At 48.6% G+C, this 18,385-nt stretch carries 15 protein-coding genes; 3 read left to right on the top strand and 12 right to left on the bottom strand.

Annotation, left to right across the window (positions count from 1 at the left end):
- Positions 1–93: 93 nt before the first annotated feature.
- Positions 94–1,710 (bottom strand): BCCT family transporter, encoded by a 1,617-nt coding sequence (locus BZG76_RS03230; protein WP_236719489.1) that lies wholly within the window; start codon positions 1,708–1,710, stop codon positions 94–96.
- A gap of 353 nt (positions 1,711–2,063) precedes the next feature.
- Positions 2,064–3,677 (bottom strand): BCCT family transporter, encoded by a 1,614-nt coding sequence (locus BZG76_RS03225; RefSeq protein ID WP_198532296.1) that lies wholly within the window; start codon positions 3,675–3,677, stop codon positions 2,064–2,066.
- 634 nt (positions 3,678–4,311) lie between these two features.
- On the opposite strand from BZG76_RS03225, the gene BZG76_RS03220 reads away from it, so the two are divergent.
- On the top strand, positions 4,312–5,535 hold the full coding sequence (locus BZG76_RS03220) for a NupC/NupG family nucleoside CNT transporter (RefSeq protein ID WP_077460139.1): 1,224 nt from the start codon (positions 4,312–4,314) through the stop codon (positions 5,533–5,535).
- Positions 5,536–5,657: 122 nt separating this feature from the next.
- Positions 5,658–6,329 carry a pyrimidine 5'-nucleotidase gene (yjjG, locus tag BZG76_RS03215; protein ID WP_077460138.1) on the top strand — a complete coding sequence of 224 codons (672 nt, stop codon included), beginning with the start codon at positions 5,658–5,660 and terminating at the stop codon, positions 6,327–6,329.
- A gap of 129 nt (positions 6,330–6,458) precedes the next feature.
- On the opposite strand, the gene BZG76_RS03210 is transcribed toward yjjG, so the two are convergent.
- On the bottom strand, positions 6,459–6,764 hold the full coding sequence (locus BZG76_RS03210) for a hypothetical protein (protein WP_021022504.1): 306 nt from the start codon (positions 6,762–6,764) through the stop codon (positions 6,459–6,461).
- Positions 6,765–7,207: 443 nt separating this feature from the next.
- Between BZG76_RS03210 and BZG76_RS03205 the strand changes: the two genes are divergently transcribed.
- Positions 7,208–7,705: a fasciclin domain-containing protein gene (locus BZG76_RS03205; RefSeq protein WP_077460137.1), complete on the top strand. Its 498-nt coding sequence runs from the start codon at positions 7,208–7,210 to the stop codon at positions 7,703–7,705.
- A gap of 98 nt (positions 7,706–7,803) precedes the next feature.
- Here the strand turns inward: BZG76_RS03205 and choV are convergent, their stop codons facing one another.
- The 9 genes from choV to BZG76_RS03160 all read right to left on the bottom strand — a co-directional run bounded on the left by choV (position 7,804) and on the right by BZG76_RS03160 (position 18,302).
- Positions 7,804–9,006 (bottom strand): choline ABC transporter ATP-binding protein, encoded by a 1,203-nt coding sequence (choV, locus tag BZG76_RS03200; RefSeq protein ID WP_077460136.1) that lies wholly within the window; start codon positions 9,004–9,006, stop codon positions 7,804–7,806.
- A 9-nt stretch (positions 9,007–9,015) separates the two neighbouring features.
- The gene (gene choW, locus BZG76_RS03195) at positions 9,016–9,858 is read right to left on the bottom strand and encodes a choline ABC transporter permease subunit (RefSeq protein ID WP_021022506.1); all 843 of its coding nucleotides are present in this window, start codon (positions 9,856–9,858) and stop codon (positions 9,016–9,018) included.
- Between the two features lie 54 nt (positions 9,859–9,912).
- Positions 9,913–10,872 (bottom strand): choline ABC transporter substrate-binding protein, encoded by a 960-nt coding sequence (locus tag BZG76_RS03190; RefSeq protein WP_241824037.1) that lies wholly within the window; start codon positions 10,870–10,872, stop codon positions 9,913–9,915.
- A 44-nt stretch (positions 10,873–10,916) separates the two neighbouring features.
- Positions 10,917–12,617 (bottom strand): choline dehydrogenase, encoded by a 1,701-nt coding sequence (gene betA, locus BZG76_RS03185; protein ID WP_077460135.1) that lies wholly within the window; start codon positions 12,615–12,617, stop codon positions 10,917–10,919.
- A 20-nt stretch (positions 12,618–12,637) separates the two neighbouring features.
- Positions 12,638–14,098 (bottom strand): betaine-aldehyde dehydrogenase, encoded by a 1,461-nt coding sequence (betB, locus tag BZG76_RS03180; protein WP_077460134.1) that lies wholly within the window; start codon positions 14,096–14,098, stop codon positions 12,638–12,640.
- Between the two features lie 53 nt (positions 14,099–14,151).
- On the bottom strand, positions 14,152–14,754 hold the full coding sequence (betI, locus tag BZG76_RS03175; protein WP_021022510.1) for a transcriptional regulator BetI: 603 nt from the start codon (positions 14,752–14,754) through the stop codon (positions 14,152–14,154).
- Positions 14,755–15,375: 621 nt separating this feature from the next.
- Positions 15,376–16,374 (bottom strand): cytochrome d ubiquinol oxidase subunit II, encoded by a 999-nt coding sequence (gene cydB / locus BZG76_RS03170; protein ID WP_021022511.1) that lies wholly within the window; start codon positions 16,372–16,374, stop codon positions 15,376–15,378.
- The gene (locus BZG76_RS03165; RefSeq protein WP_021022512.1) at positions 16,371–17,720 is read right to left on the bottom strand and encodes a cytochrome ubiquinol oxidase subunit I; all 1,350 of its coding nucleotides are present in this window, start codon (positions 17,718–17,720) and stop codon (positions 16,371–16,373) included. Before BZG76_RS03165 ends, cydB begins: the two co-directional genes overlap by 4 nt.
- Before the next feature lie 18 nt (positions 17,721–17,738).
- On the bottom strand, positions 17,739–18,302 hold the full coding sequence (locus tag BZG76_RS03160; protein ID WP_021022513.1) for a GbsR/MarR family transcriptional regulator: 564 nt from the start codon (positions 18,300–18,302) through the stop codon (positions 17,739–17,741).
- Positions 18,303–18,385: the final 83 nt, after the last annotated feature.

Genomic DNA, 18,385 nt, shown 5'->3' with positions numbered 1-18,385 from the left:
CACAGTGTGCCGTATCACTTGCCATAAAAAAAGGCAGCCTCGAAAGCCTGCCTTTTCTATCTTAGCTAACTATCAAGCAGTTAGCACACTTCTTTATTTTGCACGCGGCTCAGAAGCAAGGCCTTTAAACAAGGAGAGCGTCGCCACCAGCAAGACCACCGCGAACGGGAAGCCCGTCGAAACCGCCATTGCCTGCAACGCAACAAGCCCGCCGCCGAGGATCAGTGCGATCGCGACCAGGCCTTCGAAGGTTGCCCAGAAAACGCGCTGCGATACCGGTACGTCCATTTTCCCGCCTGCCGAAATGGTATCTAGCACCAAAGAGCCGGAGTCAGACGAAGTTACAAAGAAGACAATGACCAAGATAATACCGATAAACGAGGTAATCTCTGCTAACGGCAACCCTTCTAGCATGGCAAACAAGGTCAGCGACAACTCTGCGTCAACCACTGCGGTATACCCTTCATTGACGAACTGGTTAATCGCGGTGCCACCAAATGAAGTCATCCACAATACGCTCGCGGCGGATGGGATCAGCAGCACACAGGTAATAAACTCGCGAACGGTTCGACCACGTGAGACGCGGGCAATAAACATACCCACAAATGGAGACCAAGAAATCCACCATGCCCAATAGAACGCGGTCCAACCTTGGGTAAAGTTGGCATCCTCTCGGCCAAATGGCATAGCCAGCGCCGGCAGGTTCTGTAAATACGCCCCGAGGTTACCAAAGAAGCCGGTCAGAATCGCTAACGTTGGCCCGACGATAATCACGAAAAGGAGGAGTAAGAACGCCAGGCCTAGGTTGATCTCAGATAAACGCTTTACCCCTTTATCCACACCCGCTACGACCGAAAAGATCGCCAACGCAGTAATGCCGATCACCAGCAAGACTTCAGTGGTGGCCCCCAATGGTGTATCAAACAAATAATGCAAACCACCGGATGCTTGTGATGCACCAATGCCAAGCGAAGTAGCGAGACCAAAGAGCGTCGCGACGATAGCTAAGATATCAATCAAGTGACCGGTCCAGCCCCAAATACGCTCACCAAACAGCGGATAAAATACCGACCGAATGGTCAAAGGAAGCCCTTTGTTATAAGCAAACAATGCCAAACCGAGTGCTAATACGGCATAAATCGCCCAAGGGTGTAAGCCCCAGTGAAAAATGGTTGCCGACATCCCCAGCCGACGCGCGGCTTCGGTATCACCGGCGGCAGCCCCCAAAGGTGCCCAGTCGGTACGTAGACCATCAGTACCCGTTGCGGTCCCTTGTAACGCCGTTTGGAAATGGGTTAGTGGCTCAGAGACACCATAAAACATCAAACCAATGCCCATACCGGCGGCAAAAAGCATCGCGAACCAGCCAGCATAGCCGTAATCCGGTTTGGCCTCAGTGCCCCCCAGCCGTACCTTGCCTAGTGGTGAGACAATTAGCACCAAACAAGCGATGACAAAGACATTGCCGGTTAAAAGAAAGAACCAGTCGAGATTTGCGGTTAACCAAGCACGCATCTGCTCAAAAATCGGGGCCATTTGGTTTTGGAAAGCCAACGTCACAAACACAAAGGCCATAATTACCAAACCCGCGACCATAAATACGCGGTTATGAATATCAAAGCCAAACGGGCCAAACTTGAGGGCAACGTTGTCCTGACCGACCTGATAATCGGTGTCGATCGGGTTCACCTTCCCGTCTGGTGTCATCATATCTTCATGGCTTTTATCGCTCACACGTAAACTCCTTACTCCGTCTACTCGGCAACCTGTCATTATTGCTAAACGCTGCCTGGACGACACTCGATATCGAGGTAAACGTCAGCACGCAAAAAGAAGCAATGACAGAAAAGTCAGCAAGAATATCACACAAGATGAATAGGTGAATAAAGGGCTGGCGAGCTTGGTCAATATTTAACCACTTCATAACGCTCCGTCTCGAGAGACGAACATTAGCGGCAAAGGAGGGCTGAAAAAGAGGGCAATAAAACAGCGCTAATAAAAAAGAGGCAACGCATGGTGCGCTGCCTCTTTCATCATTGACTAGATTAACGCTATTTCGCTAACTAGCCTCGCGGCTCTGACATCAAGCCTTTAAACAAGGAGACCGTCGCGACCAACAGCACAATCGTGAATGGGAAACCGGTTGATACCGCCATCGCTTGCAGGGCAACCAAGCCACCGCCAAGGATCAGCGCAACCGCAACCAAGCCCTCGAAAGACGCCCAGAAAACACGCTGTGGTACAGGCACATTCACTTTACCGCCCGCTGAAATGGTATCAATAACCAATGAGCCCGAGTCAGACGAGGTCACAAAGAATACCATAACCAGGATAATCCCGATAAACGAGGTGATTGATGCCAACGGCAAGTCATCCAACATCGCAAACAGCTTGAGTGAAAGCTCCGCATCAGCAACAGCGGTATAGCCTTCATTAACGAACTGACCAATCGCCGTGCCACCAAAGGCGGTCATCCAAAGCACACAGGCCGCTGAAGGGATGATAAGCACACAGGTGATAAATTCACGCACAGTACGACCGCGTGAAACACGCGCAATAAACATACCCACAAATGGGGACCAAGAAATCCACCATGCCCAATAGAAGGAAGTCCAGCCTTGGGTAAAGTTCGCATCTTCACGGCCAAATGGCATAGACAGCGCAGGCAGATTTTGTAGATATGCCCCTAGGTTTCCAAAGAAGCCGGTTAAGATGGCAATCGTTGGACCCACGGCAATAACAAAGATTAGCAGCAACAGTGCCAAAATCATGTTGATTTCAGACAGGCGTTTGACCCCTTTGTCTACCCCTGCAACAACCGAAAGGATCGCCGCGCCCGTAATACCCATCACCAGCATGACTTCGGTGGTATTACCCAGGGGCGTGTCAAACAGATAGTGCAGACCGGCGGATGCTTGTGATGCCCCCAAGCCTAGCGAGGTGGCAAGACCAAACAAGGTCGCAATGATCGCGAGAATGTCAATCACGTGCCCTGTCCAACCCCAAACACGTTCACCGAACAGTGGGTAGAACACAGAACGCATGGTCAAAGGCAAGCCTTTGTTATACGCAAACAGTGCCAAGCCTAGAGCCAATACCGCGTAAATCGCCCATGGGTGTAAACCCCAGTGGAAAATAGTCGCAGACATACCTAGGCGACGAGCAGCTTCAGTATCCCCGGCTGCCGCCCCCAAAGGCGCCCAGTCAGTGCGAAGACCGTCAGCACCGGTTGCCGTTCCACCTAACGCGGTTTGGAAGTGCGTCAATGGTTCAGACACGCCATAGAACATCAAGCCAATGCCCATACCGGCCGCAAAAAGCATCGCGAACCAGCCCGCATAGCCGTAATCCGGTTTGGCCTCAGTACCACCCAATCGGACTTTACCCAGTGGTGACACAACCAGCACTAGACAAGCAACAACAAAAATATTACCTGCAGAAAGGAAGAACCAGTCTAGATTTGAGGTTAGCCATCCACGCAAATCCCCAAAAACAGGACCGATTTGGTTTTGAAATGCCAAGGTGACAAAAATGAAGGCCAAAATCGACAGCCCGGAAATCATAAATACTCGGTTATGAATATCAAAACCAAACGGGCCGAGTTTCAGCGCTACGTTATCCTGACCGACCTGATAGTCAGTATCGATCGGGTTAACCTTCCCGTCTGGTGTCATCATATCTTCATGGCTTTTATCGCTCACGAGTTAACTCCTTAGTCCGTTTATTCGGAAGCCTGTGAGTGTTGGTAGCGAGCTCATTATTTATTGATGTTTAAGCCATCTTTAACATCAATAAAAGATCAGTCATCACCACACAGTCGGCTACATTAACACATCTCGAAAATTTTTTAATTAGGGGCCTAACTAAATGTTCATTTTGTGACCACCTACTAAGAAAAAATCAGCCCGAATCCCGCGTCCTTACTCGCTCAGCGAGTTATTTGAACTCTTTATTTCAGAACTATAAATAATCGTGTCGCTAAGGAAATAGCACTATCCTTGGCCTATTCGAATCATAGCCAGGTTTTATTCTAGATGCCCATGAAAAATAGACACAGTCACCATCAACACTTTTGATGCAACGCAATCTTCACTCACAATGCTGATAGGAAGAACCCGTCTCGACACCTTTTATAACCAAGATGTCACGCATCATTTACGAGCTACAACACACCTTTTATCAATATAGACACAAGTGCAATTAAATGAACACAAAGAGGGCAAAAAGTGACTCTTGTCACATTATTAAAATCGCGTACAATACCGCCGCAATCGTTTTCCATCCTAAGTTTAACGTTTGCGGAGCAACATCATGCAGTTTGGCATTGGCCTTTTGGGGATTAGTGTCCTCTTCCTTATCGCGGTTGTCTTTTCGGAAAATCGCTCCGCGATTAATTGGCGCACAGTGGGAGGTGCGTTCCTAATACAAATCGTCTTTGCTGGCTTTATCATCTCTGTTCCGCTTGGTCAGCGTATTCTAGCTAACGCATCAGAAGCCGTGTCGGCGATTATTAGTTTTGGCGATATTGGCGCTGAATTTCTGTTTGGTGATCTGGCTAAGTTTAAACTTGGTTTTATTTTCGCTTTTAATGTACTTCCCACCATCGTTTTTTTCTCTGCACTGATCGCTGTGCTTTACCACATTGGGGTCATGACTTGGATCATTCGCCTCATTGGTGGCTTATTGCGCCGCGTACTTGGCACTTCTCGCACTGAGTCCATGTCTGCCACGGCCAATATCTTTGTTGGCTCCGTTGAAGCGCCGTTGGTTGTAAAACCTTTTCTTTCTACCATGACTCGCTCCGAGCTGTTTGCTGTTATGGTAGGCGGGCTCGCCTCAGTCGCCGGCGGCACCATGGTGGGTTACGCAGGCTTGGGGGTAGAGATGAAATACCTGATCGCGGCTGCGTTTATGTCGGCACCTGCTGGGTTAATGATGGCCAAAATAATGGTACCGCAGACCGAATCCCCCATGAATCATGCTCAACACCAAGCGCTCGAAGACGATCAAGATAAACCAGTGAATGTGATTGATGCTGGCACGCAAGGCGCCTTGAGTGGCTTACAAATTGCGATGGCCGTGGGGGCCAGCTTACTCGCCGTGATCAGTATGATTGCGCTGATTAATGGTGGGTTAGGGAAACTGGGGCCTATTTTAAACTTGCCGCAACTAAGCCTTGAGTGGCTATTCGGCTACCTATTTGCACCAGTGGCTTGGCTGATTGGCATTCCCTGGCAAGAGGCGATGACAGCAGGCACATTGATTGGTAAGAAAATTGCTGTGAATGAATTTGTGGCGTTTGCGGATTTTATGAACCTAAAAGAAGCGCTCTCTCCCCATAGCCAAGCCATTGTTACGTTTGCGTTATGTGGCTTTGCCAACCTCACCTCAATAGCAATGTTAATGGGTGGCTTGGGCGGCATTGTCCCAGAGCGCCGCGGTGATATCGCCAAATTAGGCATGCGCGCCATTCTTGCCGCAACCTTAGCCAACCTCATGAGTGCCACCTTGGCAGGGCTATACCTCTCCCTTTAATAGCAACATTACTTTGTGTTTTCGTTATTTATCACCATGGACGGTGAGTCGCTTGTGGAGGCTCGCTAGCAAACCTCTGGGTCTGTTACACTCTTTCACTTTACATTAAGAGAGTTAAATCGATGCGATATCCTTGGGTGCTTTTTGATGCGGATGAAACCCTGTTTCACTTCGATGCGTTTGCGGGACTACAACGTATGTTTTCGCGCTACAATGTCAATTTTGACCATCACGCGTTTGCGGAATACTCAGAGCTAAACAAGCCTTTGTGGGTACAATATCAAGATGGTGAAATTGATGCTCATACGCTACAAACCGAGCGTTTTACGCGTTGGGGAGAGCGTCTTAACGTGGCGCCTGCAATATTGAACCAGGGTTTTTTAGATGCAATGGCTGAGATTTGCGAACCATTGCCAGGCGCGCGCGATCTTATTAGTGCGATCAAGCCACATGCACATATTGGTATCATTACTAACGGATTTACCGCTCTCCAAGATATCCGCCTGGAAAGAACCGGGTTGAAGTCTGCGATTTCAACCTTAGTGATATCCGAGCAAGTGGGCATCGCCAAGCCGGACCCTCGGATCTTTGAACATGCCTTTGAAAAAATGGGAAATCCCCCCAAGGACAAAATCTTAATGGTTGGAGATAATCCACATTCTGATGTGCTGGGTGGCATGCGTGCAGGGATTGATACATGCTGGCTTAATAGCGATAACACACCGTCACCAGCAGGCATTACGCCAACCCATCAAGTCGAGTCACTTTTTGATCTAAAAGCATGGTTGATCTGAAAACGTGGTTGCTCTAAAAACGTGGTTGTGGTTAACCGAAAGGCATAAAAAAAGAGAGCGTAATGCTCTCTTTTTTTATGCTCAATGACTCGTGGACAAGATTTGTCCACGATGGCTCACGAACAATGCTTAGCTATGGTCGCCACGTACAAAGGCTGCTTTTTCAGCGTGCTGGCCTTGATCTGTGTTAGCGACATAGTTGACTGAACGGCTGTTCTGGTTTTGTGCATGAATAAATACACGACCAGACTCGTCAGTGACTTTCGCATCCAGACCGGATTCGCTGGTCACTTTCGCACCTTCAACCGCTTGGCCTTGCTCGGTAACGGTTACCCAAGCGCCGCCTTCAGCTGGGGTGACATCGAGGTTTAAACCACCAGCCATTACAGAGGTTGAAGCGAGCGTCAGGGCGAAAATTGCTGCAAGTTTTTTCATGGTTATTTCCTCTTTCGTATCGGGTTGACTGCTATTAAACGCCAATAACGCGGATGCTTTGTCACCTCATTGTCTCTATTTTGAAAAATGGCTATTTTTTTGAAAATGCTATTTTTCGCAGAAACTTGCTCACAAAGCATACTCCCTAGAATCGACAGTATGTTCGCGTTATTGCGTTGGAACGAGCACGAGATTACGCCGATAAAAGTGTGCGGACAATCACAATTATGCGAATGAGTTGTTCGAAAAATTTCACGTGAATATCAAGGTAATCAGGCGTAAAAGAAGGAATCGTGGCCAGGAATATTTTTGGCGCTGTGATCGGCTTCCTCTCTCTCTTCGTTTTCTACAAGGCAGTCAATTAATCATTCCCAGGAAGTCACCAAGCGTTTGCAATGTTGCATCGCCGTCATGGTGGGGAGTAAAAAATGAAAGGGAGAACAATGATGTTAAAACACACAATGACCAAATTTGCAGTCACTGCCACGTTCCTCGCAAGCATGGGCTCCGCGGTCGCTGCTCACCACAAGGGGGATTATGATATTGTTGATACTGCGATGAAAAATGATGACTTTTCAACGTTGGTCGCAGCAGTAAAAGCCGCTGATCTGGTTGATACATTGAAAGGTGATGGCCCATTTACAGTGTTTGCGCCGACCAATGCGGCCTTTGATAAGCTCCCAGATGGCACCGTAGAAACACTGCTGAAGCCAGAGAATAAAGACAAACTAACAGATATCCTCACTTACCATGTTGTCCCCGGTAAGGTCACAGCCGAGCAAGTTATGGGTATGTCAACAGCAACCACGGTGCAAGGTAGCGATGTGATGATCAAAGTCTCTTACGGTGATGTGAAAGTGGACAACGCGACTGTGGTGAAACCCGATGTCATGGCGTCCAACGGCGTGATTCACGTGATTGATACCGTGATCATGCCGTAGTATTTATTCGGTTATCAACAAACTTCGCAATGATCAGAAAAGGCCTGCTCTCGAGCAGGCCTTTTGTATGGCTAGACATGGGGCTGACTCGTGGTGAGTTATGCCGCTTGGTCTGTGTCTTTTTTCTGAAATTTACCCAATAAAGCATGATAGAAGTCATGATCAGACAAGGTACCGAGAAATTCACCATTTTCTACCAGCAATACAGGCGTATTGGTGTTATAGCGAATTTCAATCGCGTCACGCATCTCAATATCGGGTGAGGCCACAACAATGGTGTTATCGCCAACTTGTGAGAAATCGAGCGTGTCTTTGTCCCACTCAACCACACGCAATGGTTGATCGCCTGCGGTTGCAGAGAAAGTGCCATCTTGCTCAGCCGTGACCCAGATTTCACGTCGATCACAGATTTTCCAACGATTCTCAACGCGCGTTAAGTTATCAGCCGTTTTCATCATTGAGCGTCCTTTTAAGACATTCAATGGGTTAGTATGAGCCACAAAGTCACGGACGTAGTCAGTTTCTGGACGTAATACAATGTCTTCCGGCTTGCCATGCTGAATCAATTGGCCCGATTCCATAATCGCAATGTTGTTACCAATCTTTAACGCTTCATCCAAGTCGTGACTGACGAACAGAATGGTTTTATTGAGTTTTTTCTGTATTTCTAACAGCTCATCTTGCAACTGGGCTCGGATCAGTGGGTCAAGCGCAGAGAAAGGCTCATCCATCAGCAATATATCGCTGTCCATGGCAAAGGCCCTTGCTAAACCAACACGCTGCTGCATACCACCAGACAGTTCATGAGGATATTGGTTAGCCCACTCATCTAGACCAACGAGCTCCAATTTCTCAAGCGCTTGCTTGCGGCGCTCTTTTTTGCTGATCCCCTTCATTTCCAAGCCAAACGCCACATTGTCGACAACCGTCATCCAAGGCATCAAGGCAAATTTTTGGAACACCATAGAAGCACGACTGGTGCGCAAGTGACGCAATGTCTGCGAATCAACAGTCGCCATATCGACCATTTGATCGCCGTCGCGGACTTCGAGGCTACCACGACTAATAGGGTTTAAGCCGTTAACTGCACGGAGTAAGCTCGATTTACCTGAGCCTGAAAGGCCCATGAGCACACAGATTTCGCCTTCTTTAACATTGAGCGATACATTATCGACACCGACAACTTGTCCAGTTTGTTCAATAATTTCTGACCGAGAAAGGCCTTTATCCAACAGATCAAGTGCTGGCTGTACGTTATCGCCAAACACGACATCTAAATTTTTAATTGCGATTGCGTCCATGGTTACCTCTTATTCGTTGCCTTGGTTGGGTGCTTTACACAAGCGGTCAAGAATGATGGCGACCAATACAATCGCAAGACCCGCTTCAAACCCTTGAGAAATGTTCACTGTATTCAGTGCACGGACAACCGGTTTACCCAGGCCATCAGCCCCCACCAGCGCAGCAATAACCACCATCGACAGCGACAACATAATACACTGAGTCACACCTGTCATAATGCTTGGCAATGCCGCCGGCAATTCCACTTTAAACAACAATTTCATACGAGTGGCACCAAATGCACGTCCCGCCTCGACCAATTCTTCAGGCACCCGCGTGATCCCTAGATACGTCAGGCGGATTGGCGATGCGATAGCAAAGATAATGGTCGAAATAAGGCCCGGAACAATCCCTAAACCAAACAACACCAGCGTTGGGATGAGATACACAAACGGTGGTACAGTTTGCATTAAATCGAGCAATGGCCGCATAAAGGTGTATACCAAAGGCCGGTGCGCCGCCATTATCCCCAGCGGTATGCCAATTAATACGGAAATCGTTGTCGCGGCAAAAACCAGAACAAAGGTTTCCAGCATCTCTTGCCAGTAGCCCAGGTTGAGGATCAACAAGAGCGCACTCACAACAAAGATCACGATAGAAATTCGACGTTGCAGGTACCAAGCAAGAGCCGCGGTCATAAGAATCGGACCAGCTGCTGGCATCCATTTAAAAATATCGACCAATAGTGTGATGCTAGTATCTAACCCAATTGAAATCGCATCAAAAAAACCGGCGGCATTCATGGTCAACCAATCAACACCGCTTTCCATCCATTGACCGAGTGGGATCTTGTTATCTGTAATAATATTCACAATAAAACCTTAGGGGCGGCGTTAACACCGCCCTCTCCTTCTACACTTTTATAGTTACGCTTCAGTCTTTTTTAGGTATTCAGTGACCGCTTCAACAGCGTCTTTACCATCAACTGTGGTGACACCGTCTAGCCACTTGTTCAACACACTTGGGTTGTTGCGTAGCCATTCACGTGCAGCCATTTGTGGCTTCTCACCGTCGTTGAGGATTTTGCCCATCATTTCGTTTTCCATCTTGAGACTAAACTCAAGATTCTCGAGCATTTGACCCACGTTTGCGCACTGCTCGACATAGCCGCTACGTACGTTGGTATGAACCGTGGCACCACCATAGTTCGGGCCGAAGTACTCATCGGCACCAGATAGATATTTCATATCAAAATTGCTGTTCATTGGATGCGGGGCCCAGCCGAGGAAGGCAACCCATTTGTCACGACGAACGGCACGTGAGACTTGCGAAATCATGCCCGCTTCACTGGACTCGATTAGGCGGAAATCACCCAGATCAAAGTCGTTGGTGTCGATCATTTTTTGAATTTGCGTGTTGCCATCGTTACCGGGTTCAATGCCATAAATGCGTGAATCAAATTTGTCAGCATATTCCGCGATATCTGCAACACTAGTCACACCGGCATCGTACACATATTTAGGCACAGCTAAGGTGTATTTTGCCCCCGTTAGGTTAGCGCGAACGCTATCGACAGTGCCGTTATCAATGTACTTCTTAATATCGCCTGTCTGTGTTGGCATCCAGTTACCGAGGAATACGTCGATGTCGCCCGACGCCAGTGATGAGAAGGTCACAGGCAGTGACAGTAAATCTGTCTCTGTGGTGTAACCCATGCCTTTAAGCACTTCCGTGGTGATAGCCGTCGTTGAAGTGACGTCTGTCCAACCGATATCCGAGAAACGCACGGTTTCACACTGATTCGCTGCAGCGCCGAACGCCATCATTGAGCTCAGGCCAACGGCAGTCATTAGCGTTTTGGTGGTGTTACGTTTATTCATTGACATATTAGTTTCCTTGTAATGCTTACTAATTAGTTTCTAGTGTGTGCTCACCCTTGGGTGGCATCGTCACTCTGCGCGTTTTGATTGCGTTGCTTGTCTTGCCACTCAGCCGCAATCCATACTGGCACCTGCTCGGCAGGTAAGAGTGGCTTCTCAAGGATCATGTCAGCGGCGCGCTCCGCTACCATGATGGTTGGGGCATTCAGGTTGCCATTAGGAATCGTCGGGAAGACAGAGGAGTCCACCACGCGCAACCCTTGAATTCCACGCACACGGCATTGCTCATCGAGCACCGCCATTGCGTCGTCTTCGGCGCCCATTTTGCAAGTACACGATGGGTGATAAGCACTTTCCACATTCTCTTTCACCCAACGATCGATCGCTTCATCCGACTGAACATCCTTACCCGGCTGGATCTCATCACCACGGAATGCGTTCATCGCGTTTTGATCCATAATTTCGCGGGTTAAACGAATGGTGTCGCGCCAATCTTGGCGGTCTTGCTCAGTCGTAATGTAATTAAATAAAATTGCCGGCTTAGCATGCGGATCGGCAGACTGAATCCGAACATGGCCGCGACTTTCTGGTTTATTAGGGCCAACATGCACCTGGAAGCCATGGCCATCAAATGCCGCTTTACCGTCATAACGCATAGCAGCAGGCAAAAAGTGATACTGCACGTTTGGCCACTTCAGTCCTTCGCGTGAGCGAATAAAGGCGCAAGATTCAAAATGGTTGGTGGCACCCAAGCCTTTACGGGTCAGGATCCACTCGGTACCAATCATGCCTTTGCTAATAAGGCCCAGTTTGCTGTTCAGCGTGATGGGTTGCTTACAATGGAATTGAAAATACACCTCGAGGTGGTCTTGCAAATTTTCACCGACGCCCGGCAGCTCGTGCTGAACATCAACACCTGCACTTTCGAGCACGTCACGCGCACCAATACCGGATAGCTGTAAAAGCTGAGGCGACCCAACAGAGCCGGCACTGGAGATCACTTCTTTATCCGCCATCACATGCTCGATGTTGCCGCCTTTTTCAAATTCCACACCGACAGCACGCTTGCCTTCTAGCAAGATACGGCGCGTCACCACGCCTTTTTTCAAGGTGAGGTTGCTACGCTTCAAGGTACGGCGCAGATAGGCGTTTGATGTTGAGGCACGCACACCTTTATCGACGGTCATGTGCATTGGGCCAAAGCCTTCTTGCTGATAACCGTTGTAATCTTTGGTTTCTGGATACCCAGCTTCCACCCCTGCATCAATAAAAGCCTGATACAATGGGTTTAATTTCATGTCGTTACCGTTGCAAGTGCCGACAGGACCGTTACCACCACGGTAGGTATCTGCCCCGCCTGACCAACTTTCAGCACGCTTAAAGTACGGCAAGCAGCTAGCGTAATCCCAGCCATTGGCACCGTGCTCAACCCACTCTTCATAGTCACAAGCGTGACCACGGACATACACCATGCCATTAATCGATGAGCTGCCACCGAGCACTTTACCGCGGGGACAATGAAGTTCACGTCCATCAAGGCCTGGCTCTGGCAATGTTTCGAACTGCCAGGCATAGCGCTTGGTGTTCATAGGAATCGACAAAGCCGTCGGCATTTGGATAAAAATACTCTTATCGGTACCGCCCGCTTCAAGCAGTAGCACTTGATGTTGGCCAGATTCGGTCAGCCGATCGGCCAATGCGCAGCCGGCCGAACCCGCGCCGACGATAATATAATCGTAGCGTTGTGACATATTGGTCGCTCCGTTAGAAATTAGGCGTAAGGGCTGGCGAAGTCGCCAAGCTCAATCAGGACACTCTTGGTTTGGGTATAATGTGTGAGGGTTTCGACACCATTCTCACGACCGACACCTGAGTGTTTGTAGCCACCAACTGGCATTTCTGCGGGTGAGTCACCCCAGGTGTTGACCCAGCAAATACCGGCTTCAAGCTGATGAATAATGCGGTGAGCACGCGATAGATTCTGCGTAAAGATACCTGCCGCTAAGCCATAATGGGTATTGTTGGCACGGGCAACGACTTCTTCCTCATCAGAAAAACGCAATACCGACATCACGGGGCCAAAGATCTCTTCACGCACGTGCGCCATGTTGTCATCACAGTCTGTAAAGATGGTTGGCGCGACAAAGTTACCCTTATCAAGCCCGTTCTCAGTGACGCGGTAGCCACCGGTCAGCAAGGTTGCACCGCTTGCTTTTGCCGTTTCAATCGCCGTCATCACTTTATTAAGGTGTTCAGTCGAGATCAGCGCACCGACCTGGGTGTTCATATCGGTTGGGTCACCGATAACGAGCTTTTCTGTACGCGCTTTCAGTTGCTCAACGAAGGCGTCGTAAATGCTGTCGTGAACAAATACACGGGTGCCGTGTGTACACACTTCGCCTTGGGTATAGAAGTTCGCGACCATAGCTGCCGATACCGCATTATCAAGGTCTGCATCATCAAACACGATACAAGGTGATTTACCGCCTAGCTCCATAGTAACCGACTTGAGTGTTTTAGCCGCGTCACCCATGACCGTTTTACCGGTTCCGACTTCACCCGTGAACGAGACTTTGGCAATCTCAGGGTGTGCAGTCAGCATTTGGCCCACACGGTAGTCACCTTGAACCACATTAAACACACCGGCTGGCATCCCTGCTTCGGCAAAAATTTCTGCCAGTTTTAAGGCGGTTAGCGGTGTTTCTTCGGACGGTTTAAACACCATGGCGTTTCCCGCTGCCAATGCTGGTGCTGACTTCCACATCGCAATCTGGATCGGATAGTTCCAAGCACCAATGCCCGCACACACGCCAAGTGGTTCACGGCGGGTATAGAAGAATTGGTTTTCAGAAAGCGGTTGTTGCTCGCCCTGCATGGACGGGACAAGATTGGCGAAATATTCAATCGCATCCGCGCCGGTGACCACGTCAACCTCGACCGCTTCTTGAATCGGCTTACCGGTGTCGAGTACTTCGAGCTTCGCTAATTCATCATTACGCTCACGTAACAGGGCAACGGCTTTTAGTAGAATGCGGCTACGCTCCATCGCTGTCATACGCGACCAAACTGCAAAGCCTTGTTTGGCAGCATCGACAGCCGCTTGTACATCGTCTGCCGAAGCTTGATCAATTTGTGCAAGCGTTTCACCCGTGGCCGGGTTGACGGTTGCAAAGTGCTCGCCACTGGTTGCAGCGGTCAGTTGCCCATTAATAAATAGCGTTTTCGCGTCCATAATTAATCCTGAATTCTTTTGTATTCGAGTGTATATGTCAGGCGTTTGCGGCCTTAGCTCTGAGGACGACCATAAAAGGTCAATTGCTTATCCAAATAATCATTGATGATGGTCCGAGCGTTGTTGGCATCAATACCTTTAGGGTTCAATGCACCGCGCAACCAAATACCATCGATCAACGCCGCAATCCCCTGAGCGACCATCACCGCCTGATCAAGCGGCAATAATGCACGTAGCTCAATGCGCAAATGCGACAGTAGGCGCTTTTCGTTCACGCGTTGTAAACGGTATAATTCATCGTCATGCATGGCATACGACCAGAACGCTAACCACGTTTTAACCACATCAGATTTGGCCTGAAACCCTTCAAAGTTGGCGTTAATGATCGCGTTAATGCGCGCCTGATGGTGGTGGCGTGGGGTTTCGCGCAATGCGCTAATCACCGTCGCCGATAGCTCACGTAGAACCACACGCATGGTTTCTTCTAGCAAGCCATGCTTACCACCAAAATAGTGGTTAATAATGCCTGTCGATACGCCGGCTTCCTTACTGATCAAAGAAATCGTGGCTGCATGCAGCCCTACTCGACCGATGACCGTCATCGTGGCCTTAACCAGCTGCGGTTTCCGTACTTCCGGCATCCCTACCTTAGGCATTACGTCTCCATTCGTTTTTTTAATTGAACGATTAGTTAAAGATAATCTTACACGCTAATCATTAGATCTCAAACATTATTTTTAACCAATTCGCTACACCCCACCCCACGAAAAAACAGCTAGATAAAGCAAAAACAATGATTTAAGTCAATTTTAACCTCACTCTTTTGTCACCTAATTGTTTGTGCTGATAGCAGTATTTATCACCAAATCGCTCGATAAATGACCACAAATACAACTATCATAAGCGATTATTAAGGGCCATAAACAAGAGAAGCGCTATGATTTAGCCTCACTCATTACCAGCGACATCATCATCAAAAACGCTAAAAAGCGTAAAAAACCAACGAAAACCCGCTCATCTCGCCGATCATCAGATAAAACAAGACAAAAATGGAATCGAGCACCAAGCTCTAACGTAATGGTCTCAGAAAAAATCAAGTCTTTGCTTGATAGACAGGAGAGCTAATCCAGCGAGATGTAATATTTAACGTCACCAATGTTTAGGGTGACTATCTTTTTTGCGTTAATGACAAATATGTAGGGATAAAAAAGCGCCCAGGCCATCACAAGATGGACTGGGCGCTCATAAAACAGTTAAACGGCTAACGGTGAGAGAGATTACTCGTAGTTAAGATCCGTTGCTTTACCGGAGAACACACGATAGACAAACACGGTGTACAAGAAGATCATCGGCAACACAAACATGGCACCATAACCCACAATCAATAAGGTACCTGGTGCACTCGCTGCCTCTTGTGCTGTCATTACCCCTGGGACGATGTCCGGAAAGAAACTATAGGCCAAGCCAAAAAAGCTTAATGCGAACAAGAATATCGCGCCAATGAATGGGAATTGGTATCCCACGTCATTTTCAACCGGTACATGGCGTAAATATCGGTCGACCAGCACCATAATCGCCAGACACACTAATGGAACGGGGGCGAGCAGCAAGATCTCAGGGAAGCCAAACCAACGCGCGGCAACCGTTTCACTTACCAGTGGGTTCACAATGCTAATGGCTAAGACGCCTAGCGCGGCTAACCAACCACCACGACGCGACCATTTAGCCGCTCGCTTTTGTAAATCGCCTTCAGTCTTCATCACCAGCCAGGTTCCGCCGATATAGATGTAAGCTGCGGTCACACAAAGGCCACTTAATAAGGCAAACAAGTACGCCCCGATGCTTTCATCAAATGCCAACACATAACGGCCTATCATGTAGCCTTGGGTCATCGCTGCAATAAAAGAGCCGGCTTTAAAGCAACGATCCCAGAGATCTTTGCGTTCAGGCCGCACCTTGGCACGGAAATCGAAGGAGACCCCGCGCAAGATTAATCCCGCTAACATCACTGAGGTCGGCAAGTATAGCTCAGTCAAAATCAAGCTATGTGCGGTTGGGAATGCAATCAACAAAATACCAACCGCCAACACTAACCAGGTTTCGTTGGCATCCCAAAAAGGACCAATCGATGCAATCATGCGATCGCGCTGTGCTTGGTTACAGCTCGGGAGCAACATGCCAACCCCGAGATCGTAGCCATCTAGTACGGCATACATAAATACCGTAAACCCAAAGAGCAATAGATAGATTTCAGGTAAATGTGGTGTGATGGTCATACGTTCACCTCTTTAGTTGACTGCGCGGTGTTTGCGTCGTCAGATTGATACTCTGGCAAACGTTTTTTCGCCAAGAAGAACAGGGTTCGAATGTAGGCCACCATTAACACGGCATAGAGGGTGAGATAGATGGTTAATGAAATCCCTACATTAGAACTGGCGACTGTCGTCACCGCATCCGCCGTCTTCAATACACCTTGAACAAGCCAAGGCTGACGACCAATCTCAGTGACATACCATCCCGATAAGGTAGCGACCCAGCCTGAGAAGGTCATCGCCACAAGCCCCATCAGATGCCACTTAGGCATTGGCTGGTTTCGCCATACACGGTACGCGGTGTACCAGCTCACCAGCAACATGAGCACACCTACGCCTACCATGATTCGAAAACCAAAGAAGAGTGGTTTCACCGGTGGATGATACTCAAAGCTTTCCAAGCCTTTGATTTCACCATCGAGTTTGTGAGTCAGAATCAAACTGGCCAGATTCGGAATACCGATTTCATAGTCGTTTGAACGTGTTTGTTCGTTAGGTACCGCAAAAAGCAGTAATGGCGCGCCTTGCTCGGTCTCCCAGACCCCTTCCATCGCCGCAATTTTCTGCGGTTGATGTTCTAGGGTGTTTAACCCGTGCATGTCGCCGATAAAGATTTGCAGTGGGATCAAAATAGCGGCCGCCGTAATCCCCACTTTCAGTGGCTTGTCTGACACACCGGACGTGGGTGATTTCAATTTCTGATAGGCGGAAATACCGGCAATTAAGAAAGACGCGGTCAGCCCTGACGCTAATAACATATGGCTTAAGCGATACGGCATTGATGGGTTAAAAATAACCTCGAACCAGCTGGTTGGGTGGACCACCCCTTCAATGATCTCAAAGCCGGTTGGTGTGTGCATCCAGCTATTGAGTACCAGGATCCAAAAAGCAGAAATCGTGGTACCAATCGCCACCAGCAAAGTTGCCAGCGTATGCACCCAGTTAGGCACCCGGTTTTTACCGAATAACATCACACCGAGGAAGGTCGCTTCCATGAAAAACGCCGTCATCACCTCATAGCCCAATAAAGGACCCGCAATGTTGCCAACTTTTTCCATGAAGCCCGGCCAATTGGTGCCAAACTGAAAACTCATGGTGATACCAGAGACCACCCCAAGCGCAAAGGTCAGCGCAAACACTTTGACCCAGAAATAATAGGTGTCGAGCCAAATTTGCTCACCTGTGCGATTGTGTCTGAATTTGAAAAACACCAGCATCCATCCGAGTGCAATCGTGATGGTGGGAAAAAGAATATGGAAGCTGATGTTGGCCGCAAACTGCATTCGCGACAACATTAATGTATCTAACATGACATTACCCTCAGGACGTTACTTACCCGATTCTTCGTTGGACTTGCTGTGAAACAACTTGCCCGACAGCTCAAGAAGCCGACCGACACTGCTACCCAGCTTCATCAAATTTTTCAGATGCTCAGGTTTCATTTGCTGCACATCATCAAACCAATGGTTGAACAGCTCCAAAAGATCGTGAATCTCATGTAACTGCGTCACCGCGTGACTGTCTGCGTCGTCTTCGCTTCGCATAAAATGTGAACGCAACATCGATAAGGTGGGGTCGACTTCTCGCTTTTTCCTTTCAGCAAGCACCTGCTGCGCCAACTCCCAGATAGTGCCATTGGGCACGAAGTAATCCTTTCTATCTCCGGGGGTACGCTGTGAACGGATTAAATTCCAGCCTTGCAACTCTTTGGTTGCCATACTGACGTTGCCGCGAGAAATGTTGAGTGCAGACACAATGTCGTCAGCGCTTAAAGGATGTTCGCTTAGCACAATCAGCGCTAGCATTTCACCGACTGAGCGATTAAAGCCCCAACGGCTTCCCATCTCACCAAAGTGCATCACGACGTTGCGTAATTCTTGTGACAACTCCATTTTGATCTCCCTCACAATGCGTCTGAGGGATAATACGGAGTTTCTTTGCGTGGGATCAATGAAAATTTGGAATTTTCAGAAAT

This window comes from Salinivibrio sp. AR647 (assembly GCF_001995415.1).
In the GTDB taxonomy this organism is placed as follows: Bacteria; Pseudomonadota; Gammaproteobacteria; order Enterobacterales; family Vibrionaceae; genus Salinivibrio; species Salinivibrio costicola.
The sequence above is the reverse complement of the archived record's forward strand: the minus strand, read 5'-3'. Positions and strand labels throughout refer to the sequence as shown.